The organism is Actinomadura rugatobispora, assembly GCF_055379765.1.
Genome location: NZ_AP029191.1, coordinates 6,038,731 through 6,056,451, shown reverse-complemented (window position 1 = coordinate 6,056,451; position 17,721 = coordinate 6,038,731). Strand labels below are relative to the sequence as shown.

The following is a 17,721-nucleotide window of genomic DNA, read 5'->3' as shown; positions in this document are numbered from 1 at the left end:
AGGGGAGCAATGGCGATCATCGCGCAGCTCAGCGACATCCACATCGCCGCCGGCCGCGGCGGCGCGGTGGACGACGACTCCGGGCCGGTCCGGTCGCTGCGCGCCGCGGTGTCGAGCCTGCTGTCGCTGCCCGCCCGCCCGGACGCCGTCGTCCTCACCGGCGACCTCGCCGACTCCGGGCTGCCCGTCGAGTACGCCCGGCTGCACGCGCTGCTGTCCCCGCTGCCCATGGCGGTCTACCCGATGCCCGGCAACCACGACGACCGGGACGCGCTGCGCGCCGCGTTCACCGACCACCCGGCGGTCACCGCCAGCGGCGTGCTCCCCCAGGCCCCCGTGCAGTACGCCGTCGACGTGGCCGGGGTGCGGCTGGTGTGCTGCGACACCACCGTGCCGGGCGCCCCGTACGGGGCGATGGACGCCGACCGGCTCGCCTGGCTCGACGCCACCCTGGCCGCCGCCCCCGACACCCCCACGATCGTCGCCACGCACCACCCGCCCTACCCCATCGGGATCCGCTTCATCGACGACATGCGGTTCACCGAGCCGGAGGGGTTCGCCGAGATCATCGGCCGGCACGGCCAGGTGGTCCGGCTGATCAGCGGCCATGTGCACCGCGGCTCGGTGGGCGTCCTGGCGGGCCGGGTCAGCACCACCTGCCCCAGCACCTACCGCCAGCTGTTCCTCGACCTGACCCGCCCGGGCCGGGCCGCGGTGACCGGCGAGCCCGCCGGCTTCGCGGTGCACCTGGTCACGGACGAGGGCGACGCGACGACGCACTTCGTCCCGACCGGCAACTACCGCCCGCTCATGGAAGTCGAATAACGGCAGGCGTCGTCGAGGCGGCGGCGGGCACGTCGAACGGCCCCGCGCGGCCGGAGTCCGGGCAGCCCGAAACCGCCCGGGGCGGCGGAGGCCGTGACCCGGACGGCCCTACTCGCGGCGCCGGGACGCGCCGAGCAGCGTGATCGCCGCCAGTACGGCGCCCCACGGCCCCGCCACCCACAGCCACCACGGGTACACGATCTCGCCCGTCAGCGCGATGATCATCCAGACCGTGAAGTTGATCCCGCTGACCACGGCCCAGGTGCCCCACAGCGCGCGGGTGCCGGAGCGGTACAGGTCCATCCCGCCCCCGGCGCCCCGCACCGGGACCACGCCCTTGGGCGCCCGCTGCGCGGCCGGGACGGGCCGCTCGTACAGGTCCTCCTCCGGCAGGTCGGAGGTGATCTCCAGGAGCTGCCCGAGGGTCTTGGCGGTGTAGGCCGCCTCCAGCCGCTCGTCCAGCTCGTCCATCGTGATGCGGCCCTGGGCGCAGTGCTCGCGCAGGGTCGCGGCCACCCGGTCGCGGTCGGCGTCGGAGGCCCGAATGTCAGGGTTAGGCGTCATGCCACCCCACTTCACTTCATTCCATGCATCAGGAGGTGTTACTACCCAGCTTGGAGAACCACTCCCGCCCTTCGTCAAGGGCGGTGAGCACACGGGGGCCGTCCTCGGTCACCGCCATCAGGCGCTGCCTCGAAGTGCGGCGAACCACTCGGCACCTTCGTCAAGGGCGGTGAGCACGCGGGGGCCGTCCTCGGTCACCGTGAAGGTGTGTTCGAAGTGGGCGGAGGCGCGGCCGTCGGTGGTGATCACCGTCCAGCCGTCGTCCAGCTCGCGGGTGTTCTTCGTGCCGAGATTGACCATCGGCTCCACCGCGAAGCACATCCCGGGCTCCAGGACGGGCCCGTGCCCCGGCTCTCCGTGGTTGGGGATCAGCGGGTCCATGTGCATCCGCGTCCCGATGCCGTGCCCCCCGTACCCCTCGACGATGCCGTAGGAGCCCTGAGAGCGCACGTGCGACTCGATCGCGTGCGAGATGTCCGTGAGCCTGGCCCCGGCCCTCCCGGCCGCCAGACCGTGCCACAGGGACGCCTCGGTGACCTCCAGGAGCCGTACGAGCTCCGGCCCGATCTCCCCCACCGGGACGGTGATCGCGGCGTCGCCGTGCCAGCCCGCCACGATCGCGCCGCAGTCGATGGAGATCACGTCGCCGTCCCGCAGCACCTTCCCGGCGCTGGGGATGCCGTGCACGATCTCCTCGTTCACCGAGGCGCAGATCGTCGCGGGGAAGCCGTGGTAGCCCTTGAACGACGGCACGCCGCCGTTGTCGCGGATGTGCCGCTCGGCGATCACGTCCAGGTCCATCGTGGTGATCCCGGGCTTGACCGACTCGCGCAGCAGCTCCAGCGTGCGGCCGACCAGGAGCCCGGCCGCGCGCATCAGCTCCACCTGCTCGGCGGTCTTCACCTGGATCGCGGGTCTACGCCGTTTGAACATCTCTCCCCCTGGTCCCTGAACACGCGACCGCCCCCGGCGGGGAACCGGGGGCCGGACACGACCTGAAACGGCGGGGGTCACCGCTCCAGCGGCCGCAGCTCCCTGAGCGCGCGGTTGGTGACCTCCTCGACCGGCCCGGTCGCGTCGATGCCGCGGAGAATCCCCTCATCCGCGTAGAACTGCACGAGGGGGGCCGTCTGTTCCTTGTAGACCTCGAGACGGTGCCGGACGACCTCTTCCTTGTCGTCGTCCCGCTGGAACAGGTGACCGCCGCAGTCGTCGCAGATGTCGTCCTGCTTGTCGTCGAAGTCGACATGCCAGATCTTGCCGCAGCGCTCGCACGTGCGCCGGCCCGACAGCCGCCGGACGACCTCGTCCTCGTCGACCACCAGGTTCAGCACGATGTCGAGCTTGGCGTCCCACTCGGAGAGGATCTTCTTCAGCGTCTCGGCCTGCGGCACGTTGCGCGGGAAGCCGTCGAGCAGGAACCCGTCGCGGGCGTCCTCCTCGGCCAGCCGGTCGCGCACCATGGCGATGGTGACCTCGTCCGGTACCAGGTCGCCCCGGTCCATGTACTTCTTGGCCTGACGGCCCAGCTCGGTCCCGCCGCTGACGTTCGCGCGGAAGATGTCACCTGTCGAGATCTTCGGGATGGACAGATGCGATGCGATGAACTGGGCCTGCGTCCCCTTGCCCGCACCCGGGGGGCCCACCAGCACGATACGCACTACCGGAGGAAGCCCTCGTAATTGCGCTGCTGGAGCTGACTCTCGATCTGCTTCACGGTATCCAGTCCGACGCCGACGACGATGAGGATGCTCGTCCCCCCGAACGCGAAGTCCTGGCTCGCCCCGATGAGCGCGAACGCGACCATCGGGATCAGGGCGACGATACCCAGGTACAGCGCACCGGGGGTGGTGATCCTGGTGAGCACGTAGTCGAGGTACTCGGCGGTCGGCCGGCCCGGACGGATACCTGGGATGAATCCACCATACTTCTTCATGTTGTCGGCGACTTCAGTGGGGTTGAACGTGATGGCCACATAGAAGTACGTGAAGAAGACGATGAAGGCGAAGAAAACGCCCATGTGCCAGGGGTTGTCCTGGGCCAGGTAGGGCTGCACGCGCTGCAGGAACCCGGTCTCCGGCCACAGCTGCGTCGCCAGCACCGGCAGGTACAGAAGCGATGAGGCGAAGATCACGGGGATGATTCCCGCCTGGTTCACCTTCAGCGGGATGTAGGTGGACGTCCCGCCGTACATCCGGCGGCCCACCATGCGCTTGGCGTACTGCACCGGGATCCGCCGCTGGGCCTGCTCGACGAACACGACGCCCGCCATGATCGCGAGGCCGACCAGGATGACCACGGTGAAGACGAAGCCGCCCTTGGAGGTGAAGATGCTCCAGAACTGGCCGGGGAAGACCGCGACCACCTGGGTGAAGATCAGGATGGACATGCCGTTGCCGACGCCGCGGTCGGTGATCAGCTCGCCCAGCCACATGATCACCGAGGTGCCGGCGGTCATGCAGACCACGATCGTGAGGATCGTGAAGATGTCGTTGTCGTAGAGCACGTCCTGGCCGCCGGCCACGCCCTGGAACAGCTGCCCCGTGCTGGCCATCGCGACGATGCCGGTGGCCTGGAGGATCGCCAGCCCGATGGTGAGGTACCGGGTGTACTGCGTGATCTTGGTGGTGCCGGCCTGGCCCTCCTTCTTGAGGGCCTCCAGCCGCGGGATCACCACCGTCAGCAGCTGCAGGATGATGCTCGCGGTGATGTAGGGCATGATGCCCAGCGCGAACACCGACAGTTTCAGCAGCGCCCCGCCGCTGAACAGATCGACCAGCCCGTAGAGCTGGTTGCTCTCCCTGGCGGCTTCGGCCGTCTCGCGCAGAACCTCCGTGTTCACGCCCGGGGACGGCAGTACCGAGCCGATCCGGAAGATCAGGATGATGAAGAGCGTGAACAGGATTTTTTTACGCAGGTCCGGCGTACGGAAAGCCCGAGCGAACGCGGTCAGCACCATTCCTCCTGCGCGACTGGCGAATCCTTGGCCGCCGAGGGGCCGGAATCGGGTCCTTGGATGGCGGGGCCGACCCTGGAACGGGGAACCTCCGCCGCTGAGACTCTAACAGCAGATGATGCCGAGGCCGCGCCTCGCGGCGCCGGGACCCTGCGGGCCCCGGCGAGCGAACTACGCGTCCCCGGCATCATGGGCGTACTTCTTTACAGTTCTTCGGCGGAACCGCCGGCCGCCGCGATCTTCTCCTTGGCGGAGCCGGAGAAGGCGTGCACCTTCACCTGGACCGCCACGGAGATCTCGCCGCTGCCGAGCACCTTCACCGGACGGCCGCGGCGCACCGCGCCCCGCGCCGCCAGGTCCTCCGCCGTGACCTCGCCGCCCTCCGGGTACAGCTCGGCCAGCTTGTCCAGGTTCACCACCTGGAACTCGACCCGGTTCGGGTTCTTGAAGCCCTTGAGCTTCGGAATCCGGCGGATCAGGGGCATCTGGCCGCCCTCGAACCCGACCGGCACCGTGCTGCGGGCCTTGGTGCCCTTGGTGCCGCGGCCCGCGGTCTTGCCCTTGGACGCCTCGCCGCGGCCCTTGCGGGTCTTGGCGCGGTTGGCACCGGGGGCGGGACGCAGATCGTGCAGCTTCAGCGGGGTGCCCTCCTGGGCCTCCGCGTCGGCTTTGCTCAGATCAGCCGCCATGTCAGTCGACCTCCTCGACGGAGACCAGGTGGTTCACCGTCCGGATCATGCCGAGCACCTCGGGCCGGTCCTCCCGGACCACGCTCTGGCCGATCTTCTTCAGACCGAGGGTGCGCAGCGTGTCACGCTGGTTCTGCTTCTCGCTGATCACGGACTTGGTCTGCGTGATCTTGAGCTTGGCCATCAGGAGGCCACCTCCGACCGCGGCTCGCTGCCGGCGGCGCGCGCCCGCAGCATGGCGGCCGGGGCGACGTCCTCGATCGGCAGGCCGCGCTTGGCCGCGATCTCCTCCGGGCGCTTGAGCGCCTTCAGGCCCGCGATCGTCGCGTGCACGATGTTGATCGCGTTGTCGCTGCCCAGCGACTTGCTCAGCACGTCGTGGATGCCCGCGCACTCCAGCACCGCGCGCACCGGGCCACCGGCGATGACGCCGGTACCGGGGCTGGCCGGGCGCAGCAGGACCTCGCCCGCCGCGTCCCGCGCCTGCACCAGGTGCGGGATGGTGCCCTGGATCCGCGGCACCTTGAAGAAGTGCTTCTTGGCCTCCTCGACGCCCTTGGCGATCGCCGCGGGCACCTCCTTGGCCTTGCCGTAGCCGACGCCGACGGTGCCGTTGCCGTCACCGACGATCACCAGGGCGGTGAAGCTGAAGCGACGGCCGCCCTTGACGACCTTGGCGACCCGGTTGATCGCCACGACCTTCTCGATGTAGGCCTGGCCCTTGTCGCCGCCACCGCGACGGTCATCGCGGCGGCCGTCGCGACGGTCGCCACCCTGACCGCCGCCACGCCTCTGCGCTGCCATCAGTGGTTCCTCTTCTCATTGACGATAGACAGGGCCATCAGAGTTCCAGGCCCCCCTCGCGCGCACCGTCGGCGACGGCGGCCACGCGGCCGTGGTACTTGTTGCCGCCCCGGTCGAACACCACCGCGGAGACCCCGGCCTCCTTGGCGCGGGCCGCCACCAGCTCGCCGACCCGGCGGGACTTGGCCGTCTTGTCGCCGTCGTCGGCGCGCAGGTCGGCCTCCATCGTCGAGCCGTAGGCCAGCGTGCGGCCCGCGGTGTCGTCGATCACCTGGACGAAGACGTGCCGGCTGGAGCGGGTCACGACCAGGCGCGGCCGCGCGGCGGTGCCCACGACCTTCTTGCGGACCCGGAGGTGCCGGCGCTTGCGGGACTTGGCCCGCGCCGACGTGGCCTTGCCGGCCAGGGTCTTGGTGCCTGCCATGACTACTTACCAGCCTTCCCGAATAACGCAGCCGGCGGATCTGCTTGCCCGCATCACTTGCCAGCCTTTCCGACCTTGCGGCGGATCTGCTCGCCCTCGTACCGCACGCCCTTGCCCTTGTACGGGTCGGGCTTGCGCAGCTTGCGGATGTTGGCGGCGACCTCGCCGACCTTCTGCTTGTCGATGCCCTCGACGATCAGCTGGGTCGGCCGCTCGACCGTGAAGGAGATGCCCTCCGGCGGCTCCACCGTGATCGGGTGGCTGTAGCCGAGCGAGAACTCCAGGTTCTTGCCCTTGGCCACCACACGGTAACCGACGCCCTGGATGACCAGGGTCTTCTTGTAGCCGTCGGTGACACCGACCACCATGTTGTTGATCAGCGAGCGGGTCAGCCCGTGCAGCGCCCGGTTGACGTTCACGTCATCCGGCCGGGACACGGTGACCGTGCCGTCCTCCAGCGCCACCTCGATGGGCTCGGCGACGGTGTGGTGCAGCTCGCCCTTGGGCCCCTTGACGGTGACCTTCCGGCCGTCGATCTTCACCTCGACGGCGCTGGGCACAGTGATGGGGAGACGTCCGATACGCGACATTTCTAGTGCCCTCCCCTCACCAGACGTAGGCGAGGACTTCCCCGCCCACGCCACGCTTGCCGGCCTGCCGGTCGGTCATCAGGCCGGAGGACGTCGAGATGATCGCGACGCCCAGTCCGCCCAACACCTTGGGCAGGTTGTCCTTCTTCGCGTACACCCGCAGACCCGGCTTCGACACGCGCTTGATACCGGCGATCGAACGCTCCCGGGTCGGGCCGAACTTCAGCTCGATCACGAGCTTCTTGCCGACCTCGGCGTCCTCCACGCTCCAGCCCGAGATGTAGCCCTCCTGCTGGAGGATCTCGGAGATGTGCGCCTTGATCTTCGAGTACGGCATCGACACCGAGTCGTGGTACGCCGAGTTCGCGTTCCGCAGACGCGTCAGCATGTCTGCGATCGGATCGGTCATCGTCATGGGCTTCAGGCCCTCCCTCGCCACGGTTTCCTCGGGTGCTCCCGTGGACCTTTGGCGCGGTCGTGGACGCCTTGCTCAGGCGCCCGGGTGGTTATTACACGCTGGGCGACGGTACGGAGACCGTCACCAGCTGGACTTGGTGATGCCCGGCAGCTCGCCCCGGTGGGCCATCTCCCGGAAGCAGACCCGGCAGAGGCCGAACTTCCGGTAGACCGAGCGCGGACGCCCGCAGCGCGAGCAACGAGTGTACGCGCGCACGCCGAACTTGGGCTTGCGGGCCGCCTTGGCGATCAGCGACTTCTTCGCCATTCTGGTCAGCTCTCCTTGAACGGGAAGCCGAGGAGCTTCAGGAGCGCCCGGCCCTCATCGTCGGTCTTCGCGGTGGTGACCACCGTGATGTCCATGCCCCGGGTGCGGTCGATCTTGTCCGGGTCCACCTCGTGGAACATGACCTGCTCGGTCAGCCCGAAGGTGTAGTTGCCGTTCCCGTCGAACTGCTTGGGGGACAGCCCGCGGAAGTCGCGGATCCGCGGCAGCGCGGTGGCCAGCAGCCGGTCGAGGAACTCCCACATCCGGTCGCCGCGCAGCGTGACGTGCGCGCCGATCGGCATGCCCTCGCGCAGCTTGAACTGCGCGATGGACTTGCGGGCCCGGTTCACGGCCGGCTTCTGGCCGGTGATCGCCGACAGGTCGCGGATCGCGCCCTCGATCACCTTGGCGTCGCGGGCGGCCTCGCCGACCCCCATGTTGACCACGATCTTGGTCAGCCCGGGGATCTGCATCACGTTGGCGTAGCCGAACTGCTCGCGCATCGCGCCCGCGATCTCCTCGCGGTAGCGGAGCTTGAGCCGCGGCTGCGGAACGGGGCGCTCGGTCTCGGTGACAGTGTCGGTCATGGTCAGATCTCCTTACCGCTGCGCCGCGAGACCCGGACCTTCGTCCCGTCCTCGTTGATGCGGTATCCGACCCGGACCGGCTTGCCGTCCTCGACGATCGCGACGTTGCTGACGTGCAGCGGCGCCTCGACCGTGACCCGGCCGCTCTCCTTGCCGGCGCGCTGCTGGTCGGCCTTGATGTTCTTGGTGATGAGGTTGACGCCCTCGACGACGACGCGCTCGCGGCGCGGGTCGACGCGCAGGACCTTGCCCGTCGCGCCCTTGTCCTTGCCCGCGATGACGACGACCTCGTCGCCCTTCTTGATCTTCACTACAGCACCTCCGGAGCGAGAGAGATGATCTTCATGAACCTCTTCTCGCGCAGCTCACGGCCCACCGGGCCGAAGATGCGGGTGCCGCGGGGGTCGCCGCCGTCCCTGATGAGCACGGCGGCGTTCTCGTCGAAGCGGATGTAGGAGCCGTCCGGGCGCCGGCGCTCCTTGCGGGTGCGCACGACGACGGCCTTGACGACGTCACCCTTCTTCACGCCCGCGCCGGGAAGGGCGTCCTTCACCGTCGCGACGATGATGTCGCCGACTCCCGCGTAGCGCCGACCCGAGCCGCCGAGAACCCGGATGCAAAGGATCTCCTTGGCACCCGTGTTGTCGGCGACTTTGAGTCGCGACTCCTGCTGGATCACGTTGACTCCTGTTCGTCACACCGGTTCTCCGGGGCCTTCATGCGCCCGGAGCCTGGTGGAACCAGTGATTACTTGGCCTTCTCGAGGATCTCCACCACGCGCCAGCGCTTGGTGGCCGAGAGCGGGCGGGTCTCCATGAGACGGACGCGGTCGCCGACGCCACACTCGTTGGCCTCGTCGTGCGCCTTGTACTTGGTGGTCCGGCGGATCACCTTGTGGTAGCGGCGGTGGGTGATGCGGTCCTCGACGGACACGACCACGGTCTTGTCCATCTTGTCGCTGACCACCAGGCCCTCCAGGACCTTGCGGGTGTGCCGCTGCTCGGTCTGCTGCTCAGTCATCGTTGCCCTCCGCGGACGCGGCTTCGGTCTCCTCGGCGACCGTGACGATGCCGAGCTCGCGCTCCCGCATCACGGTGTAGATGCGGGCGATCTCGCGCTTCACGGTGCGCAGCCGCCCGTGGCTCTCCAGCTGGCCGGTCGCGGCCTGGAAGCGAAGGTTGAAAAGCTCCTCCTTCGCCTCCTTGAGCTTGGTGACCAGGACGTCCTCGGGCTCGGTCCGCAGATCGTCGGCGGTAAGACCCTTGGCCATCAGGACTCACCCACCTCTCGCTTAACAATCTTGCACTTCATGGGCAGCTTGTGGATCGCGCGGGTGAGGGCCTCCCGAGCGATCTGCTCGTTCGGGTAGGAGATCTCGAACATCACGCGGCCCGGCTTCACGTTGGCCACCCACCACTCGACCGAGCCCTTGCCGGAGCCCATGCGGGTCTCGGCGGGCTTCTTGGTCAGCGGACGGTCCGGGAAGATGTTGATCCAGACCTTGCCGCCACGCTTGATGTGACGGGTCATCGCGATACGCGCGGCCTCGATCTGCCGGTTCGTCACGTACGCGCCCTCGACGGCCTGGATGCCAAACTCGCCGAAGGTCACCCTGGTGCCGCCCTTGGCCATGCCCCGGCGCTTCGGGTGGTGCTGCTTACGGTGCTTGACCTTGCGAGGGATCAGCATCGGCTACTTCAGCTCCCCTCACCACTCGCAGCAGCCTCGGTCGCCTGGGCCTGCTGCTCTGAACTCTGCTGCTGCTTGGGCGCGCGCTCGCCGCCGCCGCCACCGCCACCGCGCTCGCCGCCGCGGCCGCCACGGCCACCGCGGCCGCCGCCACGACGGTCGCCGCCGCGGCGCTCACGGCCGCCGCCACCGCCGGCGGCGCGCTGCTGCGCGGCCTGCTGCTCGCGCTCGGCGCGGGTCGCCGCGGCCTCGCCCTTGTAGATCCACACCTTGACGCCGATGCGGCCGAAGGTCGTCCGGGCCTCGTAGAAGCCGTAGTCGATGTCGGCGCGCAGCGTGTGCAGCGGGACCTGGCCCTCGCGGTAGAACTCCGAACGGGACATCTCCGCCCCGCCCAGGCGCCCGCCGCACTGGACCTTGATGCCCTTGGCACCGGACTTCATCGCCGACTGGATCGCCTTGCGCATCGCGCGGCGGAACGCCACCCGGCTGGACAGCTGCTCGGCCACGCCCTGCGCGACGAGCTGGGCGTCGATCTCGGGGTTCTTCACCTCGAGGATGTTCAGCCGCACCTGCTTGCCGGTCAGCTTCTCCAGGTCGCCCCGGAGCCGCTCGGCCTCCGCGCCGCGGCGGCCGATGACGATGCCCGGCCGGGCGGTGTGGATGTTGACCTCGACACGGTCACGGGTCCGCTCGATCTCCACCTTGGAGATGCCCGCCCGGTCCATGCCCTTCTGCAGCATGCGCCGGATCTGGACGTCTTCCTTGACGTAGTCCTTGTAGAGCTTGTCGGCGAACCACACGCTCTTGTGGTCGGTGGTGATGCCGAGCCGGAACCCGTGCGGGTTGATCTTCTGACCCACTACCGGGCCCTCCTCTGCTTCTTGCCGCCACCGCCGGAGGTCGAGGCCTCGTCCCGCGATTCCACGATCACCGTGATGTGGCTGGTGCGCTTGTTGATCCGGTACGCCCGGCCCTGCGCGCGGGGGCGGAAGCGCTTCAGCGTCGGCCCCTCGTCCACGTACGCCTTGCTGACGACGAGCGTGTCGGTGTCGAGCTTGAAGTTGTGCTCGGCGTTGGCGATGGCACTCGCCAGCACCTTGCCCACAGGCTCGCTCGCAGCCTGGGGGGCGAACCGCAGCACCGCCTGAGCCTCCGCGGCGGGCAGGCCGCGGATGAGGTCCACCACGCGGCGGGCCTTCCTGGGCGTGACGCGGATGAACCGCGCCTGGGCCCTGGCTTCCATCGCTGTTCCCTCTCTCCTACGATCTACTGCCCGCGCTTAGCCACGACGGCTGCGGCGGTCTTCCTTGACGTGGCTGCGGAAGGTGCGGGTCGGCGCGAACTCACCGAGCTTGTGACCCACCATGGCGTCGGTGATGAACACCGGCACGTGCTTGCGGCCGTCGTGCACGGCGATCGTGTGACCGATCATCTCCGGCACGATCATGGAGCGCCGCGACCACGTCTTGATGACGTTCTTGGTGCCCTTCTCGTTCTGGCCGTCCACCTTCTTCATCAGGTGGTCGTCCACGAAGGGGCCCTTCTTGAGGCTACGTGGCATGACGAGCGACTCCTACCGCTTCTTCTTGCTGCGACGACGGACGATCAGCCGGTCGCTCGACTTGTTGGCCTGGCGAGTGCGGCCTTCCTTCTTGCCCTGGGGGTTCACCGGGTGCCGGCCACCAGAGGTCTTGCCCTCACCACCACCGTGCGGGTGGTCGATCGGGTTCATGGCCACACCGCGGACGGTCGGGCGCTTGCCCTTCCAGCGCATCCGGCCGGCCTTGCCCCAGTTGATGTTCGACTGCTCGGCGTTGCCCACCTCGCCGACCGTGGCGCGGCAGCGCACGTCCACCATGCGCATCTCGCCCGAGGGCATGCGCAGCGTGGCGTACTTGCCCTCCTTGGCCAGCAGCTGGACGCCCGCGCCCGCACTGCGGGCGATCTTGGCGCCGCCGCCGGGCCGCAGCTCGATGGCGTGCACGACCGTACCGGTCGGGATGTTGCGCAGCGGCAGGCAGTTGCCCGGCTTGATGTCCGAGCCCGGCCCGTTCTCGACCCGGTCGCCCTGCTTCAGACCGCGCGGGGCGAGGATGTAGCGCTTCTCGCCGTCCACGTAGTGCAGCAGCGCGATCCGCGCGGTGCGGTTGGGGTCGTACTCGATGTGCGCGACCTTGGCCGGGACGCCGTCCTTGTCGTGCCGGCGGAAGTCGATCAGCCGGTACGCGCGCTTGTGCCCGCCGCCCTGGTGCCGGGTGGTGATGCGGCCGTGGTTGTTGCGGCCGCCCTTCTTGGGGAGCGGTCGCAGCAGCGACTTCTCGGGCTCGCGGCGCGTGACCTCGACGAAGTCGGCCACGCTGGAGCCGCGACGACCCGGAGTCGTCGGCTTGTAGTTACGGATGCCCATCTTATTCGTTCATCCCTTGTCTGCTCCGGAGGCTCCGGCGGTTAGGCCGGACCGCCGAAGATGTCGATCCGCTCGCCCTCGGCCAGGCTGACGATGGCGCGCTTGGTGTCCTTGCGCTTGCCGTAGCCGAACCGGGTGCGCTTGCGCTTGCCCGGCCGGTTGAGGGTGTTCACGCTCGTCACCTTGACGTTGAACACCGCCTCGACGGCCTGCTTGATCTGCGTCTTGTTCGCGTCGGGGCGGACGAGGAAGGTGTACTTGTTCTCGTCCAGCAGCCCGTAGCTCTTCTCCGAGACGACCGGCGCGATGATGACGTCACGGGGGTCGGCGATCTTGGTCACTTCGCCGCCTCCTTCTTCTTGCTCGCACGCGCGATGAACTCGTCGTAGGCCGCCTGCGTGAAGACGACGTCGTCGTTGATCAGCACGTCGTAGGTGTTGAGCTGGTCGGAGACGATGACGTGCACGCTCGGCTCGTTGCGCAGGCTCTTCCAGGTCACCTCGTCCTCGCGGTCCAGGACCAGGAGGACGCGCTTGGCCTGGCTGACCTCGCGCAGCGCCGTCAGCGCCGTCTTCGTCTTCGGGGTGTCGCCCTCGATGAGGTTGTCGACGACGTGCACCCGGCCGTAGCGGGCGCGGTCGGACAGGGCGCCGCGCAGCGCGGCGGCCTTCATCTTCTTGGGCGTCTTCTGCGAGTAGTCGCGCGGCTGCGGGCCGTGCACGGTGCCACCGCCGGCGAACTGCGGCGCCCGGGTGGAGCCCTGGCGGGCCCGGCCGGTGCCCTTCTGCCGGTACGGCTTCTTGCCACCGCCGCGGACGTCGCCGCGGGTCTTGGTGGCGTGCGTGCCCTGCCTCGCCGCGGCCAGCTGCGCCACCACGACCTGGTGGATCAGCGGCACGCTCGTCTTGGCGTCGAAGATCTCGGCAGGCAGGTCGATGTCCAGCTTCGAGGTCACTTGCCCGCTCCCTTCACAGCGTCGCGGACCAGCACCACGCCGCCGTTCGGACCGGGAACCGCGCCCTTGATCAGCAGCAGGTTCTTCTCGGTGTCGATGGCGTGGACGGTCAGGTTCTGGACGGTGGTGCGGGCGTTGCCGTGCCGCCCCGCCATGCGCAGGCCCTTGAAGACGCGACCCGGGGTCGCGCAGCCGCCGATCGAACCCGGCGAACGGTGCTTGCGCTGGGTGCCGTGCGAGGCGCCGAGGCCCTTGAACCCGTGGCGCTTCATGACACCCGCGGTGCCCTTGCCCTTGCTCGTGCCGGTCACGTCGATCTTCTGGCCGGCCTCGAAGAGCTCAACGGTGATCTCCTGGCCGAGTTCGTACCCGGTGGTGTCGTCGGCCCGCAGTTCGACGAGGTAGCGGCGCGGCGTGACGCCGGCCTTCTCGAAGTGACCCGTGCGCGGCTTGTTCACCTTGCGCGGGTCGATCTGCCCGTACCCGAGCTGGACGGCGCTGTAGCCGTCCTTCTCCTGGGTGCGGAGCTGGGTGACAACACACGGCCCGGCCTGGACGACGGTCACCGGAACGATCCGGCCCTCATCGTCGAAGACCTGGGTCATGCCGAGCTTCTCGCCCAGGACGCCCTTCCTCTGCGTACTCATCTCTCGGTGCGTCCCTTAGAGCTAGAGCTTGATCTCGATGTCAACGCCGGCCGGAAGGTCGAGCCGCATCAGCGAGTCGACCGTCTTGGGCGTGGGATCGATGATGTCGATCAGCCGCTTGTGCGTGCGCATCTCGAAGTGCTCGCGCGAGTCCTTGTACTTGTGCGGCGAGCGGATGACGCAGTACACGTTCTTCTCGGTCGGCAGCGGCACCGGGCCCGCGACCTTGGCGCCCGTCCGCGTCACCGTCTCAACGATCTTCTTCGCGGAGGTGTCGATGACCTCGTGGTCGTAGGCCTTGAGCCGGATGCGGATCTTCTGTCCCGCCATGGTGGCCTCGGTGTCCTTTGCTGGTAGTGCCGCTGGGTTTCTGCTGTCGTGACGCGGCGGCCCGGCCGGCCGAGCGGCCGGGCCGCCGCGTCGACGAGGGTGTTACTTGAGGATCTTGGTGACGCGACCCGCGCCCACGGTCCGGCCGCCCTCGCGGATGGCGAACTTCAGGCCCTCCTCCATGGCGATGGGCTGGATCAGCTCAACGCGCATCTCGGTGTTGTCGCCCGGCATGACCATCTCGGTGCCCTCGGGGAGGTTCACCACACCGGTCACGTCGGTGGTCCGGAAGTAGAACTGCGGACGGTAGTTGTTGAAGAACGGCGTGTGCCGGCCGCCCTCGTCCTTGGACAGGATGTAGACCTGCGCCTCGAACTCGGTGTGCGGGGTGTTGGTGCCCGGCTTGATGACGCACTGGCCGCGCTCGACGTCCTCGCGCTTGATGCCGCGCAGCAGCAGGCCGACGTTGTCACCGGCCTGGCCCTGGTCGAGCAGCTTGCGGAACATCTCGACGCCGGTGACCGTGGTCGAGGTCGACTCGGTCTTGATGCCGATGATGTCGACGGTCTCGTTGACGTTGACCACGCCGCGCTCGATCCGGCCGGTCACCACGGTGCCGCGGCCGGTGATCGAGAAGACGTCCTCGATCGGCATCAGGAACGGCTTCTCGGTGTCGCGGACCGGCTCGGGGACGTTCTCGTCGACGGCGTCCATGAGCTCGACGATCGACTGGCCCCACTTCTCGTCGCCCTGCAGCGCCTGGAAGGCGGAGACGCGCACGACCGGGACGTCGTCGCCCGGGAACTCGTACTCCGAGAGCAGCTCGCGGACCTCGAGCTCGACGAGCTCCAGGATCTCCTCGTCGTCGACCATGTCGCACTTGTTCAGCGCGACGACGATGTAGGGCACGCCGACCTGGCGGGCGAGCAGCACGTGCTCCTTGGTCTGCGGCATCGGGCCGTCGGTGGCGGCGACCACGAGGATCGCGCCGTCCATCTGCGCGGCACCGGTGATCATGTTCTTGATGTAGTCGGCGTGACCGGGGCAGTCCACGTGCGCGTAGTGCCGGGCCTCGGTCTGGTACTCCACGTGCGCGATCGAGATCGTGATACCGCGCTCGCGCTCCTCCGGCGCCTTGTCGATGTCCTCGAACGGCGTGAAGGGGTTGAGGTCGGGGTACTTGTCGTGGAGCACCTTGGTGATCGCCGCGGTAAGCGTGGTCTTACCGTGGTCGATGTGACCGATGGTGCCGATGTTCACGTGCGGCTTGGTCCGCTCGAACTTGGCCTTCGCCACTGGTTGCTCCTTGTTGCGATTCCTCGGCCGGCATCCCGACCGCTTCGTATGTTGGCTGGTGATCTGGGGCAGGCCCGGAGACTCGCCTACTCGCCCCGAGCCTTGGCGATGATCTCCTGCGCGACGTTCCCGGGAACCTCGGCGTAGGAGTCGAACTGCATGGTGAAAACAGCCCGGCCCTGGGTCTTGCTGCGCAGATCACCCACGTAGCCGAACATCTCCGAGAGGGGCACGAGGGCCTTCACGACCCGCATCCCCGAGCGCTCGTCCATCGACTGGACCTGACCGCGCCGGCTGTTGAGGTCGCCGATGACATCGCCCATGTTCTCCTCGGGCGTGGTGACCTCGACCGCCATCATGGGCTCCAGCAGCGTGGGGGACGCCTTGCGGGCGGCCTCCTTGAACGCCATGGAACCGGCGACCTTGAACGCCATCTCCGAGGAGTCCACGTCGTGGTAGGCGCCGTCCTGCAGGGTGACCTTGACGCCCACCATCGGGTACCCGGCCAGCACGCCGAACTCGGCGGCCTCCTGGCACCCGGCGTCCACCGACGGGATGTACTCCCGCGGGATGCGGCCACCGGTGACCTTGTTCTCGAACTCGTACCCGTCGTTGCCCTCGCCGAGCGGCTCCAGGTCGATGATCACGCGGCCGAACTGGCCGGAGCCACCCGTCTGCTTCTTGTGGGTGTACTCGACCTTCTCGACCTTGCGGGTCACGGTCTCGCGGTAGGCGACCTGCGGCTTGCCCACGTTGGCGTCGACCTTGAACTCGCGCTTCATCCGGTCGACGAGGATCTCCAGGTGCAGCTCGCCCATGCCGGAGATGACCGTCTGACCGGTCTCCTCCTCGGTGCGGACCTGGAAGGACGGGTCCTCCTCGGCCAGCCGCTGGATCGCGGTGCCCAGCTTCTGCTGGTCGGCCTTGGTCTTCGGCTCGATCGCGACGTGGATGACCGGCGCCGGGAAGTTCATCGACTCCAGGACGATCGGGTCCTTGTCGTCGCTCAGCGTCTCACCGGTGGTGGTCTGCTTGAGCCCCATCACCGCGACGATGTCGCCGGCGCCCGCGCGCTCGATCTCGGTGCGCTTGTTGGCGTGCATCCGGTAGATCTTGCCGATCCGCTCCTTGCGCTCCTTGACGGAGTTCATCACGGTGGCGCCGGACTCCATCACGCCCGAGTAGACGCGGACGAAGGTCAGCTTGCCGAGGTGCGGGTCGCTCATGATCTTGAACGCCAGCGCGGAGAAGGGCTCCTCCTCGCTCGGCTTGCGGGTCAGCACCTTCTCCTCGTCGCGGACGGCGTGGCCCTCGATGGCCTCGACGTCCAGCGGGGAGGGCAGGTAGCGGACGATCGCGTCCAGCAGCGGCTGCACGCCCTTGTTCTTGAAGGCGGTGCCGCAGGTGACCGGGGTCAGCTTGGCGGCGATCGTCGCGCGGCGGATGCCCGCGTAGAGCTGCTCCACGGTGGGCTCCTCGCCCTCCAGGTACAACTCCATGACCTCGTCGTCGTTCTCGGCGAGGGTCTCCACCAGCTTGTCGTGCCACTCGCGGGCGGCGTCGACGTGGGTGTCGGGGATCTCGAGCGTGTCGTACATCTCGCCGAGCTTGGCCTCTTCGTTCCAGACCAGGGCCTTCATCGTCACCAGGTCGATGACGCCCTTGAAGTCGGCCTCGGCGCCGATCGGCAGCTGCAGCACCAGCGGTGTGGCGTTGAGACGGTTCTCGATCATGTCGACGCAGCGGTGGAACTCCGCGCCGACCCGGTCGAGCTTGTTGACGAAGCACATGCGCGGCACGCTGTACCGGTCGGCCTGGCGCCACACGGTCTCGGACTGCGGTTCCACACCGGCCACGCCGTCGAACACCGCGACCGCGCCGTCGAGCACCCGCAGGTTGCGCTCCACCTCGACGGTGAAGTCCACGTGCCCGGGGGTGTCGATGATGTTGATCGTGTGCTTGACGTCCTCGACCGGCCATTCGCAGGTGGTGGCCGCGGAGGTGATGGTGATTCCCCGCTCCTGCTCCTGCTCCATCCAGTCCATGGTCGCGGCGCCGTCGTGGACCTCGCCGATCTTGTAGCTGATACCCGTGTAGTACAGGATCCGCTCGGTCGTCGTGGTCTTGCCCGCGTCGATATGGGCCATGATCCCGATGTTGCGGACCTTGGCCAGGTCTACACCGGTTTTGGTAGCCACTGTGTCCTCGCGTCGTCTCGTGTTGGGTCCTGG

At 68.4% G+C, this 17,721-nt stretch carries 28 protein-coding genes; 1 reads left to right on the top strand and 27 read right to left on the bottom strand.

Translation table 11 applies throughout. From position 1 onward, the window contains the following. Window positions 1–9: 9 nt before the first annotated feature. A complete protein-coding gene (locus tag ACZ466_RS27200) occupies window positions 10–825 on the top strand; it encodes a phosphodiesterase (protein WP_378284864.1) in 816 nt (271 codons plus the stop codon). Between the two features lie 108 nt (window positions 826–933). Here ACZ466_RS27200 and ACZ466_RS27195 read toward each other — a convergent pair whose 3' ends face one another. The 27 genes from ACZ466_RS27195 to fusA form a co-directional block, all read right to left on the bottom strand. Then, a complete protein-coding gene (locus tag ACZ466_RS27195) occupies window positions 934–1,389 on the bottom strand; it encodes a DUF1707 SHOCT-like domain-containing protein (RefSeq protein WP_378284865.1) in 456 nt (151 codons plus the stop codon). A gap of 117 nt (window positions 1,390–1,506) precedes the next feature. Beyond that, window positions 1,507–2,322: a type I methionyl aminopeptidase gene (gene map, locus ACZ466_RS27190; RefSeq protein WP_378284866.1), complete on the bottom strand. Its 816-nt coding sequence runs from the start codon at window positions 2,320–2,322 to the stop codon at window positions 1,507–1,509. Window positions 2,323–2,399: 77 nt separating this feature from the next. Beyond that, window positions 2,400–3,050 carry an adenylate kinase gene (locus tag ACZ466_RS27185; protein WP_378284867.1) on the bottom strand — a complete coding sequence of 217 codons (651 nt, stop codon included), beginning with the start codon at window positions 3,048–3,050 and terminating at the stop codon, window positions 2,400–2,402. Then, window positions 3,050–4,345, bottom strand: coding sequence for a preprotein translocase subunit SecY (gene secY / locus ACZ466_RS27180; protein WP_378284881.1), 1,296 nt, complete (start codon window positions 4,343–4,345; stop codon window positions 3,050–3,052). Before secY ends, ACZ466_RS27185 begins: the two co-directional genes overlap by 1 nt. 203 nt (window positions 4,346–4,548) lie before the next feature. After that, window positions 4,549–5,034 carry a 50S ribosomal protein L15 gene (gene rplO / locus ACZ466_RS27175; protein ID WP_378284868.1) on the bottom strand — a complete coding sequence of 162 codons (486 nt, stop codon included), beginning with the start codon at window positions 5,032–5,034 and terminating at the stop codon, window positions 4,549–4,551. A gap of 1 nt (window position 5,035) precedes the next feature. Then, window positions 5,036–5,218, bottom strand: a complete 183-nt coding sequence (rpmD, locus tag ACZ466_RS27170; protein ID WP_378284869.1) for a 50S ribosomal protein L30 — start codon at window positions 5,216–5,218, stop codon at window positions 5,036–5,038. After that, a complete protein-coding gene (gene rpsE / locus ACZ466_RS27165) occupies window positions 5,218–5,838 on the bottom strand; it encodes a 30S ribosomal protein S5 (protein ID WP_464043986.1) in 621 nt (206 codons plus the stop codon). Before rpsE ends, rpmD begins: the two co-directional genes overlap by 1 nt. A 37-nt stretch (window positions 5,839–5,875) precedes the next feature. Further along, complete coding sequence (gene rplR / locus ACZ466_RS27160; RefSeq protein WP_378284870.1) at window positions 5,876–6,262, bottom strand: 50S ribosomal protein L18; 387 nt, start codon at window positions 6,260–6,262, stop codon at window positions 5,876–5,878. A 53-nt stretch (window positions 6,263–6,315) separates the two neighbouring features. Next, window positions 6,316–6,852: a 50S ribosomal protein L6 gene (gene rplF, locus ACZ466_RS27155; protein WP_378284871.1), complete on the bottom strand. Its 537-nt coding sequence runs from the start codon at window positions 6,850–6,852 to the stop codon at window positions 6,316–6,318. A 16-nt stretch (window positions 6,853–6,868) separates the two neighbouring features. Continuing rightward, entirely contained in the window at window positions 6,869–7,267 is a 399-nt protein-coding gene (gene rpsH / locus ACZ466_RS27150; protein WP_197009436.1) for a 30S ribosomal protein S8, read from the bottom strand. 123 nt (window positions 7,268–7,390) lie between these two features. Continuing rightward, window positions 7,391–7,576 (bottom strand): type Z 30S ribosomal protein S14, encoded by a 186-nt coding sequence (locus ACZ466_RS27145; protein WP_018657585.1) that lies wholly within the window; start codon window positions 7,574–7,576, stop codon window positions 7,391–7,393. A gap of 5 nt (window positions 7,577–7,581) precedes the next feature. After that, window positions 7,582–8,163, bottom strand: coding sequence for a 50S ribosomal protein L5 (rplE, locus tag ACZ466_RS27140; protein ID WP_378284872.1), 582 nt, complete (start codon window positions 8,161–8,163; stop codon window positions 7,582–7,584). A gap of 2 nt (window positions 8,164–8,165) precedes the next feature. Beyond that, window positions 8,166–8,474, bottom strand: a complete 309-nt coding sequence (gene rplX / locus ACZ466_RS27135; RefSeq protein ID WP_378284873.1) for a 50S ribosomal protein L24 — start codon at window positions 8,472–8,474, stop codon at window positions 8,166–8,168. Continuing rightward, window positions 8,474–8,842, bottom strand: a complete 369-nt coding sequence (gene rplN / locus ACZ466_RS27130) for a 50S ribosomal protein L14 (RefSeq protein ID WP_378284874.1) — start codon at window positions 8,840–8,842, stop codon at window positions 8,474–8,476. Before rplN ends, rplX begins: the two co-directional genes overlap by 1 nt. Before the next feature lie 68 nt (window positions 8,843–8,910). After that, complete coding sequence (gene rpsQ, locus ACZ466_RS27125) at window positions 8,911–9,183, bottom strand: 30S ribosomal protein S17 (RefSeq protein ID WP_378284875.1); 273 nt, start codon at window positions 9,181–9,183, stop codon at window positions 8,911–8,913. After that, complete coding sequence (rpmC, locus tag ACZ466_RS27120; RefSeq protein WP_344596382.1) at window positions 9,176–9,433, bottom strand: 50S ribosomal protein L29; 258 nt, start codon at window positions 9,431–9,433, stop codon at window positions 9,176–9,178. Before rpmC ends, rpsQ begins: the two co-directional genes overlap by 8 nt. After that, window positions 9,433–9,852: a 50S ribosomal protein L16 gene (gene rplP / locus ACZ466_RS27115; protein WP_366617563.1), complete on the bottom strand. Its 420-nt coding sequence runs from the start codon at window positions 9,850–9,852 to the stop codon at window positions 9,433–9,435. Before rplP ends, rpmC begins: the two co-directional genes overlap by 1 nt. Window positions 9,853–9,860: 8 nt before the next feature. Next, entirely contained in the window at window positions 9,861–10,715 is an 855-nt protein-coding gene (gene rpsC, locus ACZ466_RS27110; protein WP_464043985.1) for a 30S ribosomal protein S3, read from the bottom strand. Next, window positions 10,715–11,098, bottom strand: a complete 384-nt coding sequence (gene rplV / locus ACZ466_RS27105) for a 50S ribosomal protein L22 (protein ID WP_378292034.1) — start codon at window positions 11,096–11,098, stop codon at window positions 10,715–10,717. The genes rpsC and rplV overlap by 1 nt, the downstream gene beginning before the upstream one ends. A gap of 36 nt (window positions 11,099–11,134) precedes the next feature. Continuing rightward, a complete protein-coding gene (rpsS, locus tag ACZ466_RS27100; RefSeq protein WP_197009427.1) occupies window positions 11,135–11,416 on the bottom strand; it encodes a 30S ribosomal protein S19 in 282 nt (93 codons plus the stop codon). Between the two features lie 12 nt (window positions 11,417–11,428). After that, complete coding sequence (gene rplB / locus ACZ466_RS27095) at window positions 11,429–12,262, bottom strand: 50S ribosomal protein L2 (RefSeq protein WP_378292031.1); 834 nt, start codon at window positions 12,260–12,262, stop codon at window positions 11,429–11,431. A gap of 41 nt (window positions 12,263–12,303) precedes the next feature. Further along, a complete protein-coding gene (rplW, locus tag ACZ466_RS27090; protein ID WP_378292029.1) occupies window positions 12,304–12,603 on the bottom strand; it encodes a 50S ribosomal protein L23 in 300 nt (99 codons plus the stop codon). Then, on the bottom strand, window positions 12,600–13,217 hold the full coding sequence (rplD, locus tag ACZ466_RS27085) for a 50S ribosomal protein L4 (protein ID WP_378292027.1): 618 nt from the start codon (window positions 13,215–13,217) through the stop codon (window positions 12,600–12,602). Before rplD ends, rplW begins: the two co-directional genes overlap by 4 nt. Next, window positions 13,214–13,864: a 50S ribosomal protein L3 gene (rplC, locus tag ACZ466_RS27080; RefSeq protein ID WP_378292025.1), complete on the bottom strand. Its 651-nt coding sequence runs from the start codon at window positions 13,862–13,864 to the stop codon at window positions 13,214–13,216. The genes rplD and rplC overlap by 4 nt, the downstream gene beginning before the upstream one ends. A 21-nt stretch (window positions 13,865–13,885) precedes the next feature. Beyond that, window positions 13,886–14,194 carry a 30S ribosomal protein S10 gene (rpsJ, locus tag ACZ466_RS27075; RefSeq protein WP_018657599.1) on the bottom strand — a complete coding sequence of 103 codons (309 nt, stop codon included), beginning with the start codon at window positions 14,192–14,194 and terminating at the stop codon, window positions 13,886–13,888. A gap of 102 nt (window positions 14,195–14,296) precedes the next feature. After that, window positions 14,297–15,490 carry an elongation factor Tu gene (tuf, locus tag ACZ466_RS27070; protein ID WP_378292023.1) on the bottom strand — a complete coding sequence of 398 codons (1,194 nt, stop codon included), beginning with the start codon at window positions 15,488–15,490 and terminating at the stop codon, window positions 14,297–14,299. Window positions 15,491–15,576: 86 nt separating this feature from the next. Further along, on the bottom strand, window positions 15,577–17,688 hold the full coding sequence (fusA, locus tag ACZ466_RS27065) for an elongation factor G (protein ID WP_378292021.1): 2,112 nt from the start codon (window positions 17,686–17,688) through the stop codon (window positions 15,577–15,579). Between the last annotated feature and the right edge of the window lie 33 nt (window positions 17,689–17,721).

What these genes read in the sequence shown, in the direction of transcription:
- ACZ466_RS27200 (WP_378284864.1), top strand. Translation starts at nt 10, where the DNA reads ATGGCGATCATCGCGCAGCTCAGCGACATCCACATCGCCGCCGGCCGC.
- ACZ466_RS27195 (WP_378284865.1), bottom strand. Translation starts at nt 1,389, where the DNA reads ATGACGCCTAACCCTGACATTCGGGCCTCCGACGCCGACCGCGACCGG.
- map (WP_378284866.1), bottom strand. Translation starts at nt 2,322, where the DNA reads ATGTTCAAACGGCGTAGACCCGCGATCCAGGTGAAGACCGCCGAGCAG.
- rplO (WP_378284868.1), bottom strand. Translation starts at nt 5,034, where the DNA reads ATGGCGGCTGATCTGAGCAAAGCCGACGCGGAGGCCCAGGAGGGCACC.
- rpmD (WP_378284869.1), bottom strand. Translation starts at nt 5,218, where the DNA reads ATGGCCAAGCTCAAGATCACGCAGACCAAGTCCGTGATCAGCGAGAAG.
- rpsE (WP_464043986.1), bottom strand. Translation starts at nt 5,838, where the DNA reads ATGGCAGCGCAGAGGCGTGGCGGCGGTCAGGGTGGCGACCGTCGCGAC.
- rplR (WP_378284870.1), bottom strand. Translation starts at nt 6,262, where the DNA reads ATGGCAGGCACCAAGACCCTGGCCGGCAAGGCCACGTCGGCGCGGGCC.
- rplF (WP_378284871.1), bottom strand. Translation starts at nt 6,852, where the DNA reads ATGTCGCGTATCGGACGTCTCCCCATCACTGTGCCCAGCGCCGTCGAG.
- rpsH (WP_197009436.1), bottom strand. Translation starts at nt 7,267, where the DNA reads ATGACGATGACCGATCCGATCGCAGACATGCTGACGCGTCTGCGGAAC.
- ACZ466_RS27145 (WP_018657585.1), bottom strand. Translation starts at nt 7,576, where the DNA reads ATGGCGAAGAAGTCGCTGATCGCCAAGGCGGCCCGCAAGCCCAAGTTC.
- rplE (WP_378284872.1), bottom strand. Translation starts at nt 8,163, where the DNA reads ATGACCGACACTGTCACCGAGACCGAGCGCCCCGTTCCGCAGCCGCGG.
- rpsQ (WP_378284875.1), bottom strand. Translation starts at nt 9,183, where the DNA reads ATGACTGAGCAGCAGACCGAGCAGCGGCACACCCGCAAGGTCCTGGAG.
- rpmC (WP_344596382.1), bottom strand. Translation starts at nt 9,433, where the DNA reads ATGGCCAAGGGTCTTACCGCCGACGATCTGCGGACCGAGCCCGAGGAC.
- rplP (WP_366617563.1), bottom strand. Translation starts at nt 9,852, where the DNA reads ATGCTGATCCCTCGCAAGGTCAAGCACCGTAAGCAGCACCACCCGAAG.
- rplV (WP_378292034.1), bottom strand. Translation starts at nt 11,098, where the DNA reads ATGGAAGCCAGGGCCCAGGCGCGGTTCATCCGCGTCACGCCCAGGAAG.
- rpsS (WP_197009427.1), bottom strand. Translation starts at nt 11,416, where the DNA reads ATGCCACGTAGCCTCAAGAAGGGCCCCTTCGTGGACGACCACCTGATG.
- rplB (WP_378292031.1), bottom strand. Translation starts at nt 12,262, where the DNA reads ATGGGCATCCGTAACTACAAGCCGACGACTCCGGGTCGTCGCGGCTCC.
- rplC (WP_378292025.1), bottom strand. Translation starts at nt 13,864, where the DNA reads ATGAGTACGCAGAGGAAGGGCGTCCTGGGCGAGAAGCTCGGCATGACC.
- rpsJ (WP_018657599.1), bottom strand. Translation starts at nt 14,194, where the DNA reads ATGGCGGGACAGAAGATCCGCATCCGGCTCAAGGCCTACGACCACGAG.